Origin of the sequence: Antarcticimicrobium sp. (assembly GCF_029212575.1) — a bacterium.
In the GTDB taxonomy this organism is placed as follows: Bacteria; Pseudomonadota; Alphaproteobacteria; order Rhodobacterales; family Rhodobacteraceae; genus Antarcticimicrobium.
Map to the genome: position 1 here is coordinate 1 of NZ_JARGPK010000044.1, position 20,363 is coordinate 20,363.

Below are 20,363 nucleotides of genomic sequence, written 5' to 3' on the forward strand. Positions count from 1 at the left end.
AACAGCGCAGAGACAAAATCAAACCGGATGCGCCCTATATTCCTCGGCGCGCCCGCCTCATCTGCCTCTAATTTTTCCGCCTCGCCGGGCATAAGGTCCGCGCCGCAGCACCGCTGCCGTCCGTCCCCTCCGCCCCGTCTGGCGTCCCGTTGTGCGCCTCAGCGCCGCCGGTGAAGGGGTGTCTAAAGTTTGACGCCAAAACCCGCAACCCCTTTTTTCATAATTCGTCATCTTTTTTTCAAAGAAGAAGAAAGGCGCATGAAAACAGTGCGTTATGCGGGCATCTTCGGCACCTGCCGTACCCGGCCATGGGCGCCGGATATTCCCATCCATCGACTCGCGCAGGGCCTGGATACCATATGTCGTGTTACCTGGGTGGCGACCAACAAGACCGGCCTGAAACCCCGCGCCATGACGCCTGGATCACGGCGTCGGTGCGGGGGATTCGCCCGACTCGGACCCCTTGATCAGGCCGCCTGCAGCCAGCGGCGAACCGGAAGGCGCAGCGCCAGAAGCCCCAGAACCGCGCAGAGGTAGAGCAGCGGCTCGAGCTGGAGCCCCTTGCGCAGCATCACGAAGTGTACCGCGCCCAACAGCACCGCGGGGTAGACCAGCCGGTGCAACTGCCGCCACCGGCCCCCCAGCCTGCGCACCGACAGGTTGTTCGAGGTCAGCGCCAGGGGCAGCAACAAAAGCGCCGCCGCCATGCCGACGGTGATGTAGGGCCGCTTGACGATGTCGGCCCAGATCTGCGCCGGGTTCCGCACGTCGAGCGCCAGCCAGACCAGCAGATGAAGACAGAGGTAGTAAAAGGCCAGCACCCCGATGGCGCGACGGAACCGCATCAGGTTCAGGCCCAGACCCCGGCGCAGCGGGGTGATGGCGAGGCCGGCGATCAGAAACTGCAGCGCCCATGCGCCCAGCCCGTGTTCCAGCGCCTTGATCGGCTCTACCCCCAGCCCACCGGTGGCGCCCTGGAAAACCATCAGGGGACCGGGAAGCGCGCCGGCAATATAGACCGCCCAGGTCGGAACCCGGCGCAGCCAGCCATTCAGCCGATCGACGCCCATGTCAGAAGTGCTTTGCAAGGTCCATGCCCGCGTAGAGGGGGGCGACCTCATCGGCATAACCGTTGAACATCAGGGTCGGCTGGCGGCGGGAGAACAGCCCGCTACCAATACGCCGCTCGCTCGCCTGGCTCCAGCGCGGATGATCCACCTCAGGGTTCACGTTGCTGTAAAACCCGTATTCGCGCGCGTTGGTCTGGTTCCAGGTGGCATAGGGCTCTTCGTCAGTGAGAGTGATCCGCACCACCGACTTGATCGACTTGAACCCGTATTTCCAGGGCACCACCAGGCGGATCGGCGCGCCGTTCTGGTTCGGCAGGGGTTTGCCGTAAAGGCCGGTGGCCATGATCGTCAGCGGGTGACGCGCCTCGTCCAGCCGCAGCCCTTCGCGATAGGGCCAGTCCAGCACCAGGTAGCGGGTGCCCGGCATCTCCTCGGGGCGGTAGAGCGTCTCGAAGGCAACAAAGCGCGCGCCGTCCTGCACCCCCACCATGTCCAGCAGGTCGGCCAGCTCGAACCCGGACCAGGGGACCACCATCGACCAAGCCTCGACGCAGCGGAGGCGATAGAGGCGCTCCTCGAGCGTCATCTCGGCCAGGATCTCGGACAGGTCATAGGTGCCCGGCCGCTCGACCATCCCGTCGATCCGGATCTGCCAGGGGGCGGTGGTCATCACGCCGGCATTGGCCGCCGGGTCCTCCTTGCCGGTTCCGAACTCGTAGTAATTGCAGTAACCGGTGATCTCCTCCCAGGAATTGGGGGTGAGATCCGGGTCAGCGGTTGCCCGCGCCGTGCCGCCCAGCGCGGCCAGCCCTGCACCGGCGGCGGCGGCGGCGATCACCTGCCGGCGGTTGAGGAAGGCCCATTCCGGTGTGGTGTCGGCGCGGGTCAGGTCGTTTTTCCAGCGAAAGGCCATGCTCTCTCCATCGGTTCACTGCCTTTGACCTAGCGCACAGGGGAACCTCTGCCAAAACACGCGCCCTCACGATTGGGAGACAGGATTGTAACTTGGCAGGATCTCGTTCAGCGGCACGCTGTGGCCATCGGCCTGCACGATCCGCACATGGCGCCGGCGCATCAGCCGCGGCTCGGCCACGCCGACCGAATGGGCAATGGTCTCGACCTCGCCGATCAGGCCACGGGCATAGCGCGCCACGCGGGTATACTTGCGCTCGACCACCAGCCCCTTTTGCAGGTGCGGATCGTGAGTGGTGATCCCGGTCGGGCAGGTGTTCTTGTTGCATTTCAGCGCCTGGATACAGCCCAGCGCGAACATGAAGCCGCGCGCCGAGGTCACGAAATCGGCCCCCGCCGCCAGCGCCCAGGCGACATCGCCGGGATTGGTCAGCTTGCCGCTGGCGACCAGGCGCACCCGTTCCTTCAGCCCGTGTTCGTCGCGGATGTTGGCCACCACCGGAAGCGCCTCGCGCACCGACATGCCCACCAGGTCGATCAGCGGCATCGGCGCGGCGCCCGTCCCACCCTCACCGCCGTCGAGCGTGATGAAATCCGGGGCGCTGTCGGCACCACGCCGCACGATGGCATCGAAGAAGCCGCGGAACACCTCCTCCGAGCCGGCAACGGTCTTGATCCCGACCGGCTTGCCGGTGACTTCGCGCACATGTTCGATCATGTCCAACAGCTCGTCAAAACTCTTTACCTCGGGGTGGCGGTTGGGCGAGAGACTGTCCTGGCCCATCGGAATATGGCGGATCTCGGCGATTTCCGGAGTGATCTTGGCCGCCGGAAGGATGCCGCCCTTGCCCGGCTTGGCGCCCTGGGCCAGCTTGATCTCGAACATGCGCACGGAGTCATGCGCGGCCATGGCACGCAGCTTGTCGTCATCGAGCCTGCCCTCGGCATCGCGCAGCCCGTATTTCGCGGTGCCGATCTGGAACACTAGGTCGCAGCCCCCCTCAAGGTGCATCGGGCTCAGTGCCCCCTCGCCGGTGTTGAGCCAGATGTTGGCCTCTTTCGCACCCCGGCTCAGCGCCTCGACCGCGGGCTTGGAAATGGCCCCGTAGGACATGCCGGAGATGTTGAAGAACGACGGCGCCAGGTAGGGCGTGCGCGCCGTCGGACCGATCAGCATCGGCTCGGTCTTGGCGTATTGGTCGTTGAGCGGCGGAAACGGCGCGTTGACGAAGATCGCCGTACCCGGAACGCTCAGGTTGCGGGTGGAGCCGAAGGCGACCGTGTTGCTCTCGCCGGTCGAGGCCCGCGTGACCCAGTCGCGCTGCGCCCGGTTGAACGGCAGTTCCTCGCGGTCCATGGCAAAGAAATATTGGCGGAAGAATTCGCCCAACTCGCTGAAAAGGTAGCGGAAACGGCCGATGACAGGGTAGTTGCGCCGGATCGCGTCGCCGGTCTGTCTCCGGTCGATCACGAAGAGCACCGCCAGCACCAATGTCAGCAGGCCCAGCATACCGATGAAGAGCCCCGCCAGAAGCTCGACAGCGTTCACTGCGATATTCATTCACAAACTCCGATATGTTTGACTTTGCGCAAAGCACGCCAAGGCGTTAGCCTTGACAGTGAGGGCGATTGGCGGGGCTGGCAAGTCACGCGTTCGGGAATGGGAGAGAGTTATGAGAACCTTTTTGATGGTCGCGGCGATGGTGCTGGCGGCGCAGGGGGCCGCGGCGCAGGAGATGGTGCGTTACACCACCGACCAGAGTTTCGACGACGTCGCCTTCGGGATCGAGAACGCGATCCTCGACGCCGGGCTTGTGGTCGATCACGTCAGCCATGTCGGCACCATGCTGGAGCGCACGCGGGAGGACGTTGGATCTGACAAGGTCTTGTTTTCGCAGGCAGATGTCTATTCCTTCTGCTCGGCCAAAGTGTCGCGCAGCGTGATGGAGGCCGACCCGCTGAACATCGTCTACTGCCCCTATGACATCTTCGTGGCGGAGCTGGCGGACAAGCCCGGCGAGGTGATCGTGGGCTATCGCCAGTTCCCCGAGGGCGCGATGCAGGAGGTCCAGGCGATGCTGGACGGGATCGCCAGGGCAGCCTTGGGCGAATAACGCACGGCGCGTTAACGGACCGGATGAGGGGCGGGCCGGTGGCGGCTCGCCCCTTTTTCATGGTGCGTTTCGGGGAGTTTCGGGCCGGTTCTGTACGTTCCACCCATGCGGGCGATCGTCCGTTTTCCGTAGAACGGGGAGTTTCGGACCGATTCTGTACGATCGGCCAGCTGGGGAAACGCCAGCCGAGTCGAAGTGTCAATAGCTCCGACTTTTTCGACAACACGAACATCACCGGCCATATCCCTCCGACGTGGCCCGCCCCCTACGCCGCACGCGAGGCGGCGCCCAAGAATCCGGCAGCACGGGAAACCGCATCGCCCCCGCGCCAATTGAAATCTTGGCTTCTGCGGCCTGCCTGTCTATGAGCATGCGCAGCGAACAAGGAGTCAGGTGAAACCCCTGGCTGGCTCTTCCGGCCGCCGATCCGCCGGACCAACCAAGACAGAATACATCGACAAAGACCGCGAGCATCGGCTTGCGGCCTGAGGAAAAAGACCTGCTCATGATCTCCCTTACCCGATACCGACAGCAGTGGACGCATAACGTCCGCGGCGACCTCCTCTCCGGCCTGGTTGTGGCGCTTGCGCTGATCCCCGAGGCCATCGCCTTTTCCATTATTGCCGGGGTCGATCCCAAAGTGGGGCTTTATGCCTCGTTCTCGATCGCGGTCATTACCGCGATCACCGGCGGCCGCCCGGGCATGATCTCGGCCGCGACGGCGGCCACGGCTGTGCTGATGGTCACGCTGGTGCGCGACCACGGCCTAGAATACCTGCTGGCGGCGACCGTTCTTGCCGGGCTGCTCCAGATCGGCGCCGGGTTACTGAAACTCGGATATGTTATGCGCTTCGTGTCGAAATCGGTGATGACCGGGTTCGTCAACGCGCTTGCCATCCTCATCTTCATGGCGCAACTGCCCGAGCTTGACCCGTCGAAAGTGCCCATGCTGACCTATGCGCTGGTCGCGGCCGGTCTGGCGATCATCTATCTTTTCCCGCGGATCACGCGGGCGATCCCCTCGCCGCTGGTCACCATCGTCGTGCTGACCGTACTGACCGTGATCATGGGATGGGACGTGCGCACGGTGGGCGACATGGGCGCGCTGCCCGACACGCTGCCGGTGTTCCTGATCCCGGACATTCCGCTGACATTCGAGACGCTGTCGATCATCTTTCCCTATTCGCTTGCCGTCGCGGTCGTCGGCCTGCTGGAAAGCCTGATGACGCAGCAAATCGTGGACGACCTGACTGATACCGGGTCGGACCGCAACCAGGAGTGCATCGGCCAGGGCATCGCCAATACCGCCACCGGGTTCATCGGCGGCATGGCGGGCTGCGCGATGATCGGCCAATCCATGATCAACGTGAAATCCGGCGGTCGCGGGCGGCTGTCGACCTTTGCCGCCGGTGTCTTTCTGCTGATCATGGTGGTCGCGCTGGGGGACATCGTGGCGATCATCCCGATGGCCGCGCTGGTGGCGATCATGATCATGGTCTCGATCGGGACCTTTTCCTGGTCCTCGATCCGCAGCTTGCGCGAACATCCGACCTCCTCGTCCATCGTGATGCTGGCGACGGTGTTCTTCGTGGTCTACACCCACAACCTGGCCATCGGGGTTCTTGTCGGCGTGCTGCTTTCCGGGATTTTCTTTGCCTGGAAGATCGCCCAGCTGTTCCGCGTGACCAGCGAGATCACCGCGGACGGCACCCACCGCACCTATCACGTGCTGGGGCAGCTTTTCTTTGCCTCGTCCGAGGATTTCATGCGGGCCTTTGATTTCAAGGAAGCGCCCGAGAAGGTCACCATCGACCTGAGCCGCGCGCATATCTGGGACATATCCTCGGTTGCGGCGGTGGACATGGCCGTGCTCAAGTTCCGCCGGGAGGGTGCCGAGGTTGACCTGATCGGGATGAACGAGGCCTCCGAGACCATCATCGACAAGCTTGCCATTCATGACAGGCCGGGCGCGATGGATCAGTTGATGGGCCATTGAGGGAGGACAGGACAATGACAACCAACACGCTCATCGCATTGGTCGACGGCTCGGCCTATTCCGAAAGCGTCTGCCACCACGCGGCCTGGATCGCCGGCAGAAACGGCTGGAAGGTGAAGGTCTATCACGTCATGGGGCGCCGCCAGGGGACCGAGAAGCAGGATCTTTCCGGGGCGATCCGGCTGGGGGCGCGCACGCGGCTTCTTGAACAGCTGTCGGAACTGGATGCCGAGCGCGCCAGGCTTTCGCATGAACATGGCCGCGCCATCCTTGAGGATGCGAAGGCGATCATCCAGACGGACGGCGAGATCGAGGTCGAGACCCGGCTGCGCCAGGGCGACCTTGTCGAGACGGTGACCGCCAAGGAAGAGACCGGCGACATGATCGTGATCGGCAAGCGGGGCGAGGCCGCGGGCATCGCCATGGAGCACCTTGGGTCGAACCTGGAGCGCATCGTCCGGGCAAGCCACCGGCCGGTTTTCATCGCCAACCGCGCCTTCAAGCCGGTGGAAAAGGTTCTGGTCGCCTTTGACGGCGGCGCCTCGGCGCTGAAGGCGGTCGATTACATCGCCCGCAGCCCGCTGTTCGCCGGGTTGAAGATTTCGCTGGTGTTTGCCGGGCGCGACACGCCGGAGATCCGCAGATCGCTGGAGGGGGCCGCCGCGACGCTGAAGGCGGGCGGTTTTGCGCCGGAGACCATCCTGCGCGCGGGAGAGCCGGAGAAGGTGCTGGCCCAAATCACCGGCGCGGCCGAGCACGAGTTGCTGGTCATGGGCGCCTATGGCCATTCCCGCGTGCGCTCGCTCATCATCGGGTCGACGACGACCGAGATGATTCGATCCTGCCGGGTGCCGGTTCTGATCATGCGGTGACCGGCTGACGGCCCCCTGCCGCCGGAGACGGAAAAGGCCCGCCATCGCTGGCGGGCCTTTGGTTTTTCAGGCCTGCGGGATCAATGCACCACGGCATCGTCCGGCTTGGGCCGGTTGGTTGCGCCCACCTTTTCGCCGATCAGCAGCCCGTCGGCGCCGGCGGTGACTGGCAGCGTATCGCCATCCTTGACGTCGCCCGCGAGCAGCATCTCGGCCAGCGGGTTCTGCAGCGCGGTCTGGATCACCCGTTTCAGCGGGCGGGCGCCGAACACCGGGTCATAGCCCTCGTCGGCGAGCCATTTGCGGGCGCCGTCGTCCAGTTCCAGCGTGATCTTGCGCGCCTCCAGCCGCTTGCGCAGGCGGGCCATCTGGATATCGACGATGCCATCCATGTTGCCGCGGCTGAGCCGGTCGAAGATGATGGTCTCGTCCAGACGGTTGAGGAATTCGGGGCGGAAATGGGCCCGCACCGCGTCCATCACGTCATGCTTGGCCTGGGCGCTGTCGGACCCCTCGGGCAGCTGGCTGAGCGCCTGGGAGCCGAGGTTGGAGGTCAGCACGATCAGGGTTTGCTTGAAGTCCACGGTGCGGCCGTGCCCGTCGGTCAACACGCCGTCATCAAGCACCTGCAGGAGCACGTTGAAGACGTCCGGGTGGGCCTTTTCGACCTCGTCGAACAGCACCACCTGATAGGGCCGGCGGCGCACCGCCTCGGTCAGCACCCCGCCCTCGTCATAGCCGACATAGCCCGGGGGCGCACCGATCAGGCGGGCGACGGCGTGTTTCTCCATGAACTCGGACATGTCGATGCGCACCATCGCGTTGTCGTCGTCAAAGAGATAGTTGGCGACCGCCTTGGTCAGCTCGGTCTTGCCGACGCCGGTCGGGCCGAGAAACAGGAAGCTGCCCAGCGGCCGCCCCTCGTCGTTGAGCCCGGCGCGGGCCCGGCGCACGGCATTGGCAACCGCGCGCACGGCGGCGTCCTGGCCGATGACGCGCTTGTGCAGCTCGTCTTCCATGCGCAAGAGCTTCTCGCGCTCGCCCTCCAGCATCTTGGAGGTGGGGATGCCGGTCCAGCGTTCGACCACCGCCGCGATCTGCTCGGGGCGGACGGCCTCTTCGACCATCATGCCCTCGTCCTCGGCCTGTTCGGCCTGGGCGAGCTGTTTTTCCAGCTGCGGGATCACCCCGTAGGACAGCTCGCCTGCCTTGGCGAGGTTGCCCTCGCGCTTGGCGATCTCCAGATCGGCGCGGGCGCGGTCAAGCTGTTCCTTGAGGTCGCGGGCGCCGGCGAGCTTGTCACGCTCGGCCTGCCACTGGGCGGTCATTTCCGACGATTTCTCCTGCAGGTCGGCAAGATCCTTTTGCAGGGTCTCCAGCCGGTCGCGCGAGGCGGTGTCATCCTCGAGCTTGAGCGCCTGTTCCTCGATCTGCAATTGCAGGATCTGGCGGTCGAGCTGGTCAAGCTCTTCGGGTTTGCTGTCCACCTCCATGCGCAGGCGGCTGGCGGCCTCGTCCACGAGGTCGATCGCCTTGTCGGGCAGGAAGCGGTCGGTGATGTAGCGGTTCGAGAGCGTCGCGGCGGAGACGAGGGCGGAGTCGGAGATTCGCACGCCATGGTGAAGCTCGTACTTTTCCTTGATGCCGCGCAGGATGCTGATGGTGTCCTCGACGGTGGGCTCGGTCACCATCACCGGCTGGAACCGGCGGGCAAGGGCGGCGTCCTTTTCGACGTATTTGCGATACTCGTCCAGCGTGGTGGCGCCGAAGCAGTGCAGCTCGCCGCGCGCCAATGCCGGCTTGATCAGGTTGGCGGCGTCCATCGCGCCATCGGCCTTGCCGGCACCCACGAGCGTGTGCATCTCGTCGATGAACAGGATGATCTCTCCCGCGGCGTCCTCGATTTCCTTCAGGACGGCCTTGAGCCGTTCCTCGAACTCGCCGCGATACTTCGCACCGGCGATCAGCGCGCCCATGTCGAGCGCCAACAGCTTCTTGTTCTTGAGGCTTTCAGGAACGTCGCCGTTGATGATGCGCAGGGCCATGCCCTCGGCGATGGCGGTCTTGCCGACACCGGGTTCGCCGATCAGCACCGGGTTGTTCTTGGTGCGGCGCGACAGCACCTGCATCGAGCGGCGGATCTCGTCGTCGCGACCGATGATCGGGTCGATCTTGCCCTCGGCGGCGGCCTCGGTCAGGTCGCGCGCGTATTTCTTGAGCGCATCATAGCCCTCTTCCGCCGAGGCGGTATCGGCGGTGCGCCCCTTGCGGATGTCGTTGATCGCCTCGTTCAGTTTCTGGGCGGTGACGGCGCCGGCCTCCAGCGCCTCTTTCGCCTTGGACTTGACCATGCAGAGCGCCATCAGGATGCGTTCGACGGGCACGAAGCTGTCGCCGGCCTTCTTGGCGATCTTCTCGGCCTCGTCCAGCACCTTGGCGGTTTGCGTATCGAGATAGATCTGGCCCGCGTCGCCGCCGACCTTGGGGATCTTGGTCATCGCGACATCGAGCGCCTCGACCACGCGTGCGGGGGCGCCGCCGGACCGCTGGATCAGGTTGCTGGCAAGCCCCTGATCGTCGTCCATCAATGCCTTGAGAAGGTGTTCTGGCGCCAGTCGCTGGTGCCCTTCGCGCATCGCGATTGTCTGTGCGGCCTGCACGAAACCACGTGCCCGCTCGGTGAACTTGTTCAAGTCCATTCGTCTCTCCTTTTTCAAGCGCCCCTGGTTTTCGGTGCCCGCCTTGCGGCACACCGGGTATCGGGCCTCACATTTCAATTTGGGAAACCGGCTGGGCAGTTCAAGACCGCGTGACCGGGTTTTCGGTGCAGATTTCGCGACGGGCGAGTCGCGGAAATGCCCGTGCGCTGCCTTATTCCTGCTCCGATTGCCGGGCAATCCTGCCGCAAAACAGGAGGCAGATATGCAGATCACGGATTACGAGATTTCCCAAGAGACCTTTTTCCCGGACCAGACCCAGCACACGGCGCGAGTTTCCCTGACCATGGCCGACCGGTTCGTCACCCTGTTCTGCGCGGTGAACCTTGAGGGCATCGATACGCCCGGAGCACGGCTGGAGGCGTTTCTGCGCGAGGCGCTGCGCCAGATGCGCCGGATGCCGGAGTTCCGCTCCGGCGGCAAGACGCTGGAATTGTCCGCCAACCTGTCGCCGGCCCCCGCGCTGGCCTGAGCCGGGTTCCCTTGCGCGGACCTGCGGCGCGGCCTAGAGAGAAGCCGCCCGCAGCCCCGAGGAGACCCCGATGCCCGATGACCGCCTGATCGTTGCCCTGGATGTGCCGAATGCGATTGAGGCGCTGGCGCTGACCACGAAACTTGGCGATGCCGTCGGCTTCTACAAGATCGGCCTCGGAATGCTCACCGGCGGCGGTCTGGGCCTGGCCAACGAGCTGACCGCCGAGCATGGCAAGCGCATCTTTCTCGACATGAAGCTTTTCGACATCGGCGCCACGGTGGAGGCGGCGGTGCGCGGCCTGTCGCGGTTCGATCTGGAATTCCTGACCGTGCACGGCGACCCGCATGTGGTGCGGGCGGCCAAGCAAGGTGCTGCGGGAAGCGACCTGAAGATCCTTGCGGTGACGATCCTGACCTCGCTCGACCGTGGCGATCTGGACGACGGGCTGATGAAGCCGGGCGATGTCGCCGACCTGGTGCTGGAACGCGCCGCGCGTGCGCTGGAGGCCGGGGCCGACGGGGTGATCGCCAGCCCGCAGGAGGCGGCCGCGATCCGGGCCTTGCCAGAGGCGGCGGGGCGGCTGATCGTGACGCCGGGGGTGCGCCCGGCCGGCGCCGCGCTGGGCGATCAGAAGCGGGTGGCAACCCCCGCCGGCGCGATCCGCTCCGGCGCCGATCACATCGTGGTCGGGCGACCGATCTGGCAGGCGGCGGACCCGCGCGGCGCGGCGCAGGCGATCCTGGACGAGCTGGCCGGGGCCTGATTCGCACGCCGATGTTGCATATTTGCGCAGTTTCCGTGACACAAAAACAACATCTTGTGACCTGCTGAGCCTGATCCGGGACTCCGGGCTTCACCAAAGGCCGGTTTTGAGGGAGTCTGGTATCGAGACACTCCCCCAACGGACCTTTTCTTCCTGTGGTTCGTTACCTTCCCCCCGCCTCAGCAGCGGGGGGTCTTTCTATGGGGCCGGTCTCTGCCCCCTCGCCCATGCCTGCTCAGCCGTCGTTCAGGCCGAGATACCGCGCCAGTTGCTCGGCGAAATGCGGCACCGCAAGCGGGTGGCGGCAATAGTCCCCGGGCGGCATCAGGCGCCAGCACTGCCCCTCGTCCCCGAACCGCACCACGTGGACCAGATCGGCCGACATATGCGCGACGAAAAACCAGACGCGGCCATGCGGACGCTGGTAGCTGTGCGACCAGCTCACGTCCCCGGGCGCGATCACGAGCCCGACCTCCTCGCGGGTTTCGCGCAGGGCGCAGGCGATCGGGGTTTCCTCCCCCTCGCGGCCGCCGCCGGGCAGATCCCAGTGGCCGGGCCAGGGAATGTCGGGTCGGTCGTCGCGCTGGATCACCAGCAGATCGTCGCCCAGGAACAGCGCCAGCTTGGCCCCGGCGAAGGGGGCGACGATATCGAGGGGTTGATGTGACATGCTGACTGTTCCGCCGTTCCGGCCTATCCTGCGCCAGCAGTTAAGCACCACCACGCCGAGATTCCACCCGATGCAAGCGCTTTGCCGTGATTGCCTGACCCGGTTCGAGCTGGCCGACGCCGCCCCGGCGCGGGCGCGCCGCTGCCCGTCCTGTGCCAGCCCGCGGGTGCTGGCGCATCCGGAACTGTTCGACCTGACCATCGCGCATATGGATTGCGACGCCTTCTATGCCAGCGTGGAAAAGCGCGACAACCCGGAACTGGCGGGCAAGCCGGTGATCATTGGCGGCGGGCGGCGCGGCGTGGTCTCGACCGCCTGCTACGTGGCGCGCATCCGCGGCGTGCATTCGGCGATGCCGATGTTCCAGGCGCTGAAGCTCTGTCCCGAGGCGGTGGTGATCCGGCCGCGGATGGAGGCCTATGCCGCCGCGTCGCGCCAGATCCGCGCGTTGATGGAGGAGCTGACCCCGGCGGTGGAGCCGCTGTCGCTGGACGAGGCGTTCCTGGATCTGTCGGGCACCGAGAAGCTGCACGGGGTGCCGCCGGCGGTGATGCTGGCGCGGCTGGTGCGGCGGATGAAGGCGGAGCTGGGCCTGACCGGGTCGATCGGGCTGAGCCACAACAAATTCCTCGCCAAGGTGGCCTCGGACCTGGACAAGCCGCGCGGATTCTCGGTGATCGGGCGGGCCGAGACGGCGGATTTCCTGCGCGACCGGCCGGTGCGGATGATCTGGGGGATCGGGCCGGCGGGACAGGCGGCGCTGGAGCGCGCGGGCATCCGCACCTTCGCCGACCTGCTGCGCTGGGAGCAGCGCGATCTGCACGCGCGGTTCGGCACCATGGGCGAGCGTCTGTATCACCTGGCGCGGGGACAGGACCGGCGGCGGGTCTCGGCCAATGCGCCGATGAAGTCGATCTCGAACGAGACCACCTTTCACGAGGACACCGGGGACACCGAGATCCTCGACGGGCACCTGTGGCGGATGTCCGAGAAGGTGTCAGACCGGGCCAAGGCCAAGGGCCTTGCCGGGCGGGTGGTGGTGCTGAAGCTCAAGCGGGCCGATCATTCCCTGCTGAGCCGGCGCGAGACGCTGCGCGACGCCACCCAGATCGCCGATCGCATCTATCGCCACGCGCGGGCGCTGTTCGACCAGGTCGGCGACGCCGGGCCCTACCGGCTGCTCGGGGTGGGGATCTCGGAACTGTGCCCGGAGGCCGAGGCGGATATCTCGGGCGACCTGCTGGACCCGGGCGCGGCGCGGCGCAGCGGCGCCGAGCGGGCGACCGACGCGATCCGCCAGCGATTCGGCCCCGACGCGATTCTGAAGGGGCGGGCGTTGCGGTAAGGGACGCGTGGCGGAGCCGTCCGGGTTTGAAGATCGTGCGCGGGATGCCGGGCTGAAGCCCGGCCTACGCCCGGCGACACGAACAACGCGATCCGCGTAGGGCGGGCTTCAGCCCGCCGCCGCCCTGGCCCTGCCCCCCCTATTCCGCCGCCAGCGGCAGCTCCTCGCGCCCGATGGCGGCAACCTCGGCGATGACGCCGCGCAGCAGGGCGCGGAAGGCGTCGAAATCCGCGCTGGGTTCGATTCGCTTTTCGTCCATGTAAAGCGCGCGGTCGATCTCCACCTGGATGGCATGCTGGCGGCGCGAGGGGCGGCCGTAGGCCTGGGCGACATAGGCGCCGGCAAAGGGCGCGTTGCGCGCCACGGTCAGCCCGGCCGCGGCAAAGGCGGCCTCGACCCGGTCGACGATCCCGGCGTCGGCGGCGGCGCCGAAGCGGTCGCCGAGCACGATTTCGGGGCGCGGCGAGGTGCTGCGCGCGACGCCGTCCATCGCCTCGTGCGGCATCGAGTGGCAGTCGATCAGAACCGCCTGGCCAAAGCCGTCGTGGGCCCGGTCGAGCAGAGTCTGCAGCGCCGCGTGGTAGGGGCGCCAGTAGTGGTCGATGCGGGCGCGGGCCTCGTCCATGGCGATCTTGCCGCGGTGGATCGCCCGGCCGTTGGCCACCACCCGGGGAATCACCCCCAGCCCCGAGGCGACGCGGGGATTATGGCCGTTCCGGCGCGCGCCGTGAATCAGCGCCGGGTCAAGTTCGTCCGGGCTGCGGTTGAGATCGACGAAGGCGCGCGGCGCGCGGGCGCGCAGCAGCGGCGCGCCAAATTCGGGCGCCGCGTCGAACAGACGGTCGACGAAGGCATCCTCGGAGGAGCGAATCGCCTGGCGGTCCAGCAGCGAGCGCCGTACGAACCAATCGGGGTAGTCGCAGCCCGAATGCGGCGAGGCGAAGACCACACAGGACAGGGGCTGTTCGGGTTCAGCCAGGTGGAAGGCGGTCTGGGGCATCGGCACTCCTCGCCGGAGAAACATAGCCCGCAAAAACCGCTGCCAAAAGCCCTTGATAACCTTGGCGAGTCCTTTTATAGACCCCGCTACCGGCGCGGAAATCCGCGCCCCATTTTCTTTGTGGGGCCTTTCGATGCCGGGATTCATGGGCGGTTAGCTCAGTGGTAGAGCACTTCGTTGACATCGAAGGGGTCACAAGTTCGAACCTTGTACCGCCCACCATGAATTCACTGTCCCGGGCAACCGGGGCACCCGCCAACCCCAGGCGCTGGCCCGCGCCGCAGGAACAGGAGACAGGCCATGAAGGTCAAGAACTCGCTCCGCTCGCTGAAGAACCGGCACCGCGATTGCCGGGTCGTTCGTCGCAAAGGCCGCGTTTACGTGGTCAACAAGACCCAGCGCCGGTTCAAGGCCCGCCAGGGCTGAGAATTCCGCCCGCCGGAAGATCAAAAACCGCGCCCCACAAGGCGCGGTTTTTCGCGTTGGCGGCGGGTCGCCGCGCGGTCTTTTCCGACTGATTGACTCGGTTTTGGATTTGCATGCGGCGCGGAATCAGGTATCTGATTAAATCAGTCGGACATTCTCTGTCCGAACCCGGAAATCGCAAGGGACACATGATGCGACAGATACTGACATATGGCACCGTGGCGCTGATGACGGCGCTGGCCCCGGCGGCAGCGCTGGCCGAGGGCGAGGTCAACATTTACTCTTCCCGCCACTACGACACCGACGAGCGGCTCTACTCCGATTTCGAGGCGGCCACGGGCATCACCGTCAACCGGATCGAGGGCAAGGCCGACGAGCTGATCGCGCGGATGCAGGCCGAGGGCCGCAATTCCCCCGCCGACATCCTTCTCACGGTCGATACCTCGCGGTTGAAGCGGGCCAAGGACGCCGGTGTGCTGCAATCCATCGACAGCGCCGTTCTCGAGACGCGCGTGCCCGGCTATCTTCAGGACGCCGACAACCAGTGGTTCGGCTTCTCGCAGCGGGCGCGGATCATCTTTTACGACAAGGCCGAGGTCAACGACCCGCCGCGCACCTATCTCGATCTCTCCGATCCCAGGTACAAGGGGCTGGTCTGCATCCGGTCCTCGTCGAACACCTATAACCAGACGCTGCTGGCCTCGATCATCGAGAATCACGGGCCGGACACCGCCCGCGCCTGGGCCAAGGGCGTGGTCGCCAACATGGCCCGCGCACCGCAGGGCGGCGACACTGACCAGCTGCGCGGCATCGTCTCGGGCGAGTGCGAGATCGCGGTCTCCAACAGCTATTACTTCGCCCGCGCCATCCGGACCGACGTGAAGGGGGTCAGCGACCAGATCGGCATGATCGGCTGGGTGTTCCCGTCGCAGAACGCCGAAGGGGCGCATATGAACCTGTCGGGCGGCGGCGTGGCGGTGCATGCGCCGCACCGCGACAACGCGATCAGGTTCCTGGAGTACCTGGCCAGCGAGCAGGCGCAGAAGTATTTCTCGGCCGGCAATGACGAATACCCGGCGGTTCCGGGGGTCGGCCTGTCGCCGAGCGTTGCCGCACTCGGGTTCTTCAAGCCCGACGATGTGGACCTTTCGGCGGTGGCGGCGCGGCTGCCGGAGGCGCAGAAGATCTTCAACGAGGTCGGCTGGGAGTAAGCTCCGCGTTTATCGGCTACGTGGGCGCGGGGGGCTTCTTCCCGCGCCTTTTTCGTGGACCCTTTTCGTGGGCCTGGCACCGGGGGCCTGGCACTGGGGGTGGGCGGCGGATCGAGTATTTGAAACGAGAAGAAGGGCGGCCCGTTTCCCCTTCTTCTCGTTGCGAAATACTCCGGGGGGACGCGCGCCAGCGCGGCGGGGGCAGCGCCCCCGGCAAGACGACCCTCAGTCGCGGCGCCCGACCTGTCTGCAGATCAGGATCACCGGCAAAAGCCCCACCGCCATGATCACCAGCGAGGGCACCGCCGCCCCCTCGAGCCGTTCGTCGGAGGCCAGCCGATAGGCCTGCACCGCCAGCGTGTCGTAGTTGAAGGGGCGCATGATCAGGGTGGCCGGCAGTTCCTTCATCACGTCGACGAAGACAATCAGCAGCGCGGTCATCAGGCTGGGGGTGAGGATCGGAAGGTGGATGCGGCGCAGCGTGCCCAGGGGCGATTCCCCCAGCGAGCGGGCGGCGGCGTCCATGTTCACGTGCACCGTGCTTTGGCCGCCCTCGTAGGCGCCAAGTGCTGCGGCGAGGAAACGCACCATGTAGGCCGCGACCAGCAGCCAGATCGACCCGGTGATCAAAAGCCCGGTGGAGATGTCGAAGGTGTCGCGCATCCAGCCGTCGAGCGCGTTGTCGAAGGCGGCGAAGGGCACCAGCAGCCCCACCGCGATCACCCCGCCGGGCACCGCGTAGCCCAGCCGCGCCAGATAGGCGGCGATCCCCGACCTGCGCCCCGGGCGCAGCCGCTGGAAGAAGCCGACGATGATGGCGGCGCAGAGCGTGACCACCGCTGCGGTCCCGGCCAGTGTGACAGAGTTGCGGATGAAGCCGGTGTAGCGGCTGCTGAGCAGGTTCTGCTCGGAGCCCAGCCCCATGACCAGAAGGACCACCGCCGGCAGCAGGAAGCCGAGCAGCACCGGCGTGGCGCAGAGCGCGAAGGCCAGCGCGGCGCGCAGCCCGGTGAGCGGCGCCGGCGGCATCTTCATGTGGCGCTTGCCGGCGTGGTGGTATTGCGCCTTGCCGCGCGAGGTCCGCTCGGCCACGGCCAGCATCAGGGCAAACCCCAGCAGGCAGAGCGCGAGCTGGGCGGCGGCGGCACGGTCGGCCATGGTGAACCAGCTGGTGTAGATGCCGGTGGCGAAGGTCTGGACGCCGAAATAGGCGACGGTGCCGAAATCGGCGATGGTCTCCATCACCGCCAGCAGCACGCCGCCGGCGATGGCCGGGCGCGCCATCGGCAGGCTGACGCGCCAGAACGCGTACCAGGCGCTGTGGCCCAGGGTGCGGGCGGCGAGGAAGGCGCCCGAGCTTTGTTGCAGGAAGGCGGCGCGGGCGAGCAGGTAGACGTAGGGGTAGAACACCAGCACCAGCATCACCGCCGCGCCGCCGAGCGAGCGGATCTCGGGGAACCAGTAGTCGCGCGGCCCCCAGCCTGTGACCTGGCGCAGGGTGGATTGCACGATGCCGGGGTGATCCAGCAGGTGCGTATAGGCATAGGCCAGCACATAGGCCGGGAAGGCCAGCGGCAGGATCAGCGCGATCTCCAGCAGGCGCACGCCGGGAAACCGGGTCATCGTCACCAGCCAGGCGGCGCCGACACCGATGGCAAAGGTGCCGAGGGCCACCAGCGCGGCCAGCACCAGCGTGGCGCCGGCATAGCCCGGCAGCACGGTGTCGAGCAGGTGGCGCACGGTTTCGGTGCCGCCGGTGAGTGCCGCAATCGCCACGGCGAGCATCGGCAGCAGGCAGGCGGCGGCCACGGTGCTGGCCAGCACGCCCAGCAGCCGGGTGCCACGGGCGCCGTGGCGGCGGCTGCCGTGGGGGGCGTAGTCGATGCCGGTGGCGTCGCTGGTCTGGGACAAGGGGAACCTCGCGCTCGGGTGTTGCCCCTTTATCCTAGCTTAATGGTCGGATTTCCAGCGCGATTTACTGGACAGCATGGTAGGCTCTGCTACCGTCGCGGCATCGAGAACATCTATTTGGGAGATGCAATTGAAAACCACCATTGCTCTATGCACCGGCTTGATTTTCGCCGCCGGGGCCGCCTGCGCCGACATGTCGATCGCGCTCGGTGGCGGATGGGACGGAAAAAGCGTTCCGAAGGGCCAGCAGTGCACGCTGTTCGGAGGCAAGGGATCCACCCCGCCGATGACGGTTTCGAACCTGCCGGGCGGAACCGCCTGGGTCTATGTCGCCTATAATGACCGGGATTATCAGCCACTGTCGAAGAACGGCGGGCATGGCGTCATCGGCTATCCGGTGAGCGGCGCCTCGGCCGACCTGTATTCGGTTCCCGGTCTCAAGGGGAAACTGCCAGGAAAGGCCAAGGTCGTCTCGGCGGCAAGGGCGACCGGGAAATACGCCTCGAAGGGCTATCTTCCGCCCTGTTCGGGCGGCAAGGGAAACCGCTATTTCGCGGTTGTTCGGGCGGTCTCGTCGGCCGGAAAGGTCCTAGAGGAACAGCGCGTGGAGATCGGCCGCTATTGACAGGGGAAGGGGCGGCGCCGTGCGCGGCCCCTCAGTCGTACTTGCGCTGGTCCTCGATCACCAGCCCGTCCCTGGGCAGGGCGCCGGGAGCGACGATCTCGATCCTGCCCTTGAGCTTTAGGAGATCGGCGACGCTGTTGGCGTAGGCGCGAGCGTCGCCGCCTTCCGCCTCGATCTGCACCGTCATGGCGTCCATCTCGCCGTTGCGGGTGGCGATGACGCGGGCCTTGACGATTTCGGCATGCTTGTCGACCAGCGCGGCCACCTGTTCGGGGCGCACGAACATGCCCTTGATCTTGGTGGTCTGGTCGGCGCGACCCATCCAGCCCTTGATCCGCATGTTGGTGCGGCCGCAGGGCGAGGCGCCCGGCAACACGGCGGAGAGATCGCCGGTGGCGAAGCGCACCAGCGGGTAGTCGGGGTTGAGCGTGGTCACCACCACCTCGCCCACATCGCCGGGTGCGACGGGGGTGCCGGTGCCGGGGGTGACGATCTCGACGATGACATGCTCGTCGACGATCATCCCCTCCATCGCCGGGGTTTCATAGGCGATGTTGCCCAGGTCGGCGGTGGCGTAGCTTGGCAGGCAGGCGCTGCCGCGATCGGCGTATTCGGCGCGCAGGCTGGGGAACAGCGCGCCGCCGCCCACCGCCGCCTTGGCGATCTTCAGCGGCAGGCCCATCGCCTCGGCCTTGTCGAGGATGATCTTGAGGTAGTCCGGGGTGCCGGCATAGGCGGTGACCCCGATGTCATGGGCGGCGCGGGCCTGAAGCTCGGTCTGCCCGGTGCCGGCGGGCACCACGGCGGCGCCGACGGCGCGGGCACCGCTTTCAAAGATCATGCCGGCCGGCGTCAGGTGGTAGCCGAAGCAGTTCTGCACGATGTCGCCCTTGCCGATGCCGGCGGCATGCAGGAAGCGGCCCATGCGCCACCAGTCGTGGCTGATCCCGCCGGGTTCGTAGATCGGGCCGGGCGACTGGAAGATATGAGCCACGTTGGAGACCGGCAGCCCGCCGAAGGGTGCCGATGCCTTCTGCCGTTCGCTCAGCTCGGACTTGCGCAGCACCGGCAGGGCAGAGAGACCGGCGAGATCGTCCAGCGGATCGAGTCCGTTGCGCGCCAGGTTGGCGTTCAGCGCCTGCAGCTGGTCGGCCGCGCGGGCGTCGGCGGAGCGGGTTTCCAGGTCGTCATAATGAGCGGTCATCGTTAAGCCTCGTCCTTGTCCTCGGGCCGCTGCCCCTGATGGCCGGGGAAGATCCCCGCCCTGTTTCGCCGTGGCGCCGGCTGCGCGCCGGTCCGGCCTGCCTTGGTCCCTGTCCGGTGCGCGGTCAGCTCAGCCACCGCTTGCGGCGGCGATAGGAGCGCACGTCGCGGAAGCTCTTGCGGCCCTCGTCGGACATGCCGAGATAGAATTCCTTGACGTCCTGGTTTTCGCGCAGGTCGGCGGCGGGGCCGTCCATCACCACGCGGCCGGACTCCAGGATATAGCCGTAGTGGGCAAAGCGCAGCGCGACGTTGGTGTTCTGCTCGGCCAGCAGGAAGGTCACGCCCTCGCGCTCGTTCAGATCCTTGACGATGCCGAAGATCTCTTCGACCAGCTGCGGCGCGAGGCCCATGCTGGGCTCATCCAGCAGGATGGTTTCGGGCTTGGCCATCATGGCGCGGCCGATGGCGACCATCTGCTGTTCGCCGCCCGAGGTATAGCCGGCCTGGCTGCGGCGGCGCTCCTTGAGGCGGGGAAAATAGGCATAGACCTTTTCGAGGTCTGCCATCATCTCGGCCTTGCCCGACTTGCGGGTGTAATAGCCGGTGAGCAGGTTTTCCTCGACGGTGAGATGCTCGAAACAATGGCGCCCCTCCATCACCTGGATCACGCCCTGGCGCACCAGGTCGGCGGGGTCGGCGTGGTGCACCGGTTCGCCGCGGTACTTGACCGAGCCCTTGGTGACCTCGCCGCGTTCCGATTGCAGCAGCGCCGAGATCGCCTTGAGCGTGGTGGTCTTGCCGGCGCCGTTGCCGCCCAGAAGCGCGGTGATGCCGCCCTTGGGCACGTTGAGGCTGACGCCTTTCAGCACGAGGATCACATGGTTGTAGATCACCTCGATATTGTTGACCTCAAGCAGGGTCTCCCTGGTTTGTCCGGCGTCCAGCATCTGGTGTCCTTCTTTCCGCATCCCGGGACTGGGCCGTCACGGGCGGTTTGACCTTTGGGGGTGGAGGCGGCGGTTGACCGCCGCCTCCGGTTCATGTGCGGGC

At 66.3% G+C, this 20,363-nt stretch carries 18 protein-coding genes, 1 tRNA gene and 1 other annotated feature; of the genes, 10 read left to right on the plus strand and 9 right to left on the minus strand.

Annotated elements, in window-relative coordinates:
- Positions 1-467: 467 nt before the first annotated feature.
- The 3 genes from msrQ to P1U75_RS08855 all read right to left on the minus strand — a co-directional run bounded on the left by msrQ (position 468) and on the right by P1U75_RS08855 (position 3,543).
- Positions 468-1,070: a protein-methionine-sulfoxide reductase heme-binding subunit MsrQ gene (msrQ, locus tag P1U75_RS08845; RefSeq protein ID WP_300242243.1), complete on the minus strand. Its 603-nt coding sequence runs from the start codon at positions 1,068-1,070 to the stop codon at positions 468-470.
- A 1-nt stretch (position 1,071) separates the two neighbouring features.
- Positions 1,072-1,983, minus strand: a complete 912-nt coding sequence (msrP, locus tag P1U75_RS08850; protein WP_300242245.1) for a protein-methionine-sulfoxide reductase catalytic subunit MsrP — start codon at positions 1,981-1,983, stop codon at positions 1,072-1,074.
- 66 nt (positions 1,984-2,049) lie between these two features.
- Positions 2,050-3,543, minus strand: a complete 1,494-nt coding sequence (locus P1U75_RS08855) for an FMN-binding glutamate synthase family protein (protein ID WP_300242247.1) — start codon at positions 3,541-3,543, stop codon at positions 2,050-2,052.
- Positions 3,544-3,655: 112 nt separating this feature from the next.
- Here P1U75_RS08855 and P1U75_RS08860 point away from each other — a divergent pair, with 112 nt between their 5' ends.
- From P1U75_RS08860 to P1U75_RS08870, 3 genes are all read left to right on the plus strand, one after another.
- Positions 3,656-4,096, plus strand: coding sequence for a DUF302 domain-containing protein (locus P1U75_RS08860; protein ID WP_300242249.1), 441 nt, complete (start codon positions 3,656-3,658; stop codon positions 4,094-4,096).
- A gap of 382 nt (positions 4,097-4,478) precedes the next feature.
- Positions 4,479-4,536 (plus strand) — a sequence feature (sul1 is cis-regulatory element that is thought to sense ions involved in sulfur or methionine metabolism; They are found in Alphaproteobacteria).
- Between the two features lie 65 nt (positions 4,537-4,601).
- Positions 4,602-6,092, plus strand: a complete 1,491-nt coding sequence (locus tag P1U75_RS08865; RefSeq protein ID WP_300242251.1) for a SulP family inorganic anion transporter — start codon at positions 4,602-4,604, stop codon at positions 6,090-6,092.
- A gap of 14 nt (positions 6,093-6,106) precedes the next feature.
- On the plus strand, positions 6,107-6,964 hold the full coding sequence (locus P1U75_RS08870) for a universal stress protein (protein WP_300242253.1): 858 nt from the start codon (positions 6,107-6,109) through the stop codon (positions 6,962-6,964).
- A gap of 80 nt (positions 6,965-7,044) precedes the next feature.
- Here the strand turns inward: P1U75_RS08870 and clpB are convergent, their stop codons facing one another.
- Positions 7,045-9,663 (minus strand): ATP-dependent chaperone ClpB, encoded by a 2,619-nt coding sequence (gene clpB / locus P1U75_RS08875; protein ID WP_300242255.1) that lies wholly within the window; start codon positions 9,661-9,663, stop codon positions 7,045-7,047.
- A gap of 223 nt (positions 9,664-9,886) precedes the next feature.
- Between clpB and P1U75_RS08880 the strand changes: the two genes are divergently transcribed.
- On the plus strand, positions 9,887-10,153 hold the full coding sequence (locus P1U75_RS08880) for a hypothetical protein (RefSeq protein ID WP_300242257.1): 267 nt from the start codon (positions 9,887-9,889) through the stop codon (positions 10,151-10,153).
- 70 nt (positions 10,154-10,223) lie between these two features.
- A complete protein-coding gene (gene pyrF / locus P1U75_RS08885) occupies positions 10,224-10,919 on the plus strand; it encodes an orotidine-5'-phosphate decarboxylase (protein ID WP_300242259.1) in 696 nt (231 codons plus the stop codon).
- A gap of 235 nt (positions 10,920-11,154) precedes the next feature.
- On the opposite strand, the gene P1U75_RS08890 is transcribed toward pyrF, so the two are convergent.
- The gene (locus P1U75_RS08890) at positions 11,155-11,589 is read right to left on the minus strand and encodes an NUDIX hydrolase (RefSeq protein ID WP_300242262.1); all 435 of its coding nucleotides are present in this window, start codon (positions 11,587-11,589) and stop codon (positions 11,155-11,157) included.
- Positions 11,590-11,659: 70 nt separating this feature from the next.
- Between P1U75_RS08890 and P1U75_RS08895 the strand changes: the two genes are divergently transcribed.
- Positions 11,660-12,934, plus strand: a complete 1,275-nt coding sequence (locus tag P1U75_RS08895; protein WP_300242346.1) for a DNA polymerase IV — start codon at positions 11,660-11,662, stop codon at positions 12,932-12,934.
- Positions 12,935-13,073: 139 nt separating this feature from the next.
- Here P1U75_RS08895 and P1U75_RS08900 read toward each other — a convergent pair whose 3' ends face one another.
- Positions 13,074-13,934 (minus strand): N-formylglutamate amidohydrolase, encoded by an 861-nt coding sequence (locus tag P1U75_RS08900; protein WP_300242264.1) that lies wholly within the window; start codon positions 13,932-13,934, stop codon positions 13,074-13,076.
- 147 nt (positions 13,935-14,081) lie between these two features.
- Here P1U75_RS08900 and P1U75_RS08905 point away from each other — a divergent pair.
- The 3 genes from P1U75_RS08905 (at position 14,082) to P1U75_RS08915 (ending at position 15,571) form a co-directional block, all read left to right on the plus strand.
- Positions 14,082-14,156: transfer RNA gene (locus tag P1U75_RS08905), tRNA-Val, on the plus strand.
- Between the two features lie 78 nt (positions 14,157-14,234).
- Complete coding sequence (gene ykgO / locus P1U75_RS08910; protein WP_132827779.1) at positions 14,235-14,360, plus strand: type B 50S ribosomal protein L36; 126 nt, start codon at positions 14,235-14,237, stop codon at positions 14,358-14,360.
- A 191-nt stretch (positions 14,361-14,551) separates the two neighbouring features.
- A complete protein-coding gene (locus tag P1U75_RS08915) occupies positions 14,552-15,571 on the plus strand; it encodes a Fe(3+) ABC transporter substrate-binding protein (protein ID WP_300242268.1) in 1,020 nt (339 codons plus the stop codon).
- A gap of 225 nt (positions 15,572-15,796) precedes the next feature.
- Here the strand turns inward: P1U75_RS08915 and P1U75_RS08920 are convergent, their stop codons facing one another.
- Complete coding sequence (locus tag P1U75_RS08920; RefSeq protein ID WP_300242348.1) at positions 15,797-17,404, minus strand: iron ABC transporter permease; 1,608 nt, start codon at positions 17,402-17,404, stop codon at positions 15,797-15,799.
- Between the two features lie 208 nt (positions 17,405-17,612).
- Between P1U75_RS08920 and P1U75_RS08925 the strand changes: the two genes are divergently transcribed.
- A complete protein-coding gene (locus P1U75_RS08925) occupies positions 17,613-18,107 on the plus strand; it encodes a hypothetical protein (protein ID WP_300242270.1) in 495 nt (164 codons plus the stop codon).
- Positions 18,108-18,138: 31 nt separating this feature from the next.
- On the opposite strand, the gene P1U75_RS08930 is transcribed toward P1U75_RS08925, so the two are convergent.
- Together P1U75_RS08930 and P1U75_RS08935 are read right to left on the minus strand one after the other, a co-directional pair.
- A complete protein-coding gene (locus P1U75_RS08930) occupies positions 18,139-19,311 on the minus strand; it encodes a phenylacetate--CoA ligase family protein (RefSeq protein ID WP_300242272.1) in 1,173 nt (390 codons plus the stop codon).
- A 124-nt stretch (positions 19,312-19,435) separates the two neighbouring features.
- Positions 19,436-20,260: an ABC transporter ATP-binding protein gene (locus P1U75_RS08935; protein ID WP_300242274.1), complete on the minus strand. Its 825-nt coding sequence runs from the start codon at positions 20,258-20,260 to the stop codon at positions 19,436-19,438.
- Positions 20,261-20,363 lie beyond the last annotated feature (103 nt).

What these genes read in the sequence shown, in the direction of transcription:
- P1U75_RS08870 (WP_300242253.1), top strand. Translation starts at nt 6,107, where the DNA reads ATGACAACCAACACGCTCATCGCATTGGTCGACGGCTCGGCCTATTCC.
- P1U75_RS08855 (WP_300242247.1), bottom strand. Translation starts at nt 3,543, where the DNA reads ATGAATATCGCAGTGAACGCTGTCGAGCTTCTGGCGGGGCTCTTCATC.
- msrP (WP_300242245.1), bottom strand. Translation starts at nt 1,983, where the DNA reads ATGGCCTTTCGCTGGAAAAACGACCTGACCCGCGCCGACACCACACCG.
- ykgO (WP_132827779.1), top strand. Translation starts at nt 14,235, where the DNA reads ATGAAGGTCAAGAACTCGCTCCGCTCGCTGAAGAACCGGCACCGCGAT.
- P1U75_RS08880 (WP_300242257.1), top strand. Translation starts at nt 9,887, where the DNA reads ATGCAGATCACGGATTACGAGATTTCCCAAGAGACCTTTTTCCCGGAC.
- clpB (WP_300242255.1), bottom strand. Translation starts at nt 9,663, where the DNA reads ATGGACTTGAACAAGTTCACCGAGCGGGCACGTGGTTTCGTGCAGGCC.
- P1U75_RS08915 (WP_300242268.1), top strand. Translation starts at nt 14,552, where the DNA reads ATGCGACAGATACTGACATATGGCACCGTGGCGCTGATGACGGCGCTG.
- P1U75_RS08895 (WP_300242346.1), top strand. Translation starts at nt 11,660, where the DNA reads ATGCAAGCGCTTTGCCGTGATTGCCTGACCCGGTTCGAGCTGGCCGAC.
- pyrF (WP_300242259.1), top strand. Translation starts at nt 10,224, where the DNA reads ATGCCCGATGACCGCCTGATCGTTGCCCTGGATGTGCCGAATGCGATT.
- P1U75_RS08900 (WP_300242264.1), bottom strand. Translation starts at nt 13,934, where the DNA reads ATGCCCCAGACCGCCTTCCACCTGGCTGAACCCGAACAGCCCCTGTCC.
- P1U75_RS08890 (WP_300242262.1), bottom strand. Translation starts at nt 11,589, where the DNA reads ATGTCACATCAACCCCTCGATATCGTCGCCCCCTTCGCCGGGGCCAAG.
- P1U75_RS08860 (WP_300242249.1), top strand. Translation starts at nt 3,656, where the DNA reads ATGAGAACCTTTTTGATGGTCGCGGCGATGGTGCTGGCGGCGCAGGGG.
- P1U75_RS08935 (WP_300242274.1), bottom strand. Translation starts at nt 20,260, where the DNA reads ATGCTGGACGCCGGACAAACCAGGGAGACCCTGCTTGAGGTCAACAAT.
- P1U75_RS08865 (WP_300242251.1), top strand. Translation starts at nt 4,602, where the DNA reads ATGATCTCCCTTACCCGATACCGACAGCAGTGGACGCATAACGTCCGC.
- P1U75_RS08930 (WP_300242272.1), bottom strand. Translation starts at nt 19,311, where the DNA reads ATGACCGCTCATTATGACGACCTGGAAACCCGCTCCGCCGACGCCCGC.
- msrQ (WP_300242243.1), bottom strand. Translation starts at nt 1,070, where the DNA reads ATGGGCGTCGATCGGCTGAATGGCTGGCTGCGCCGGGTTCCGACCTGG.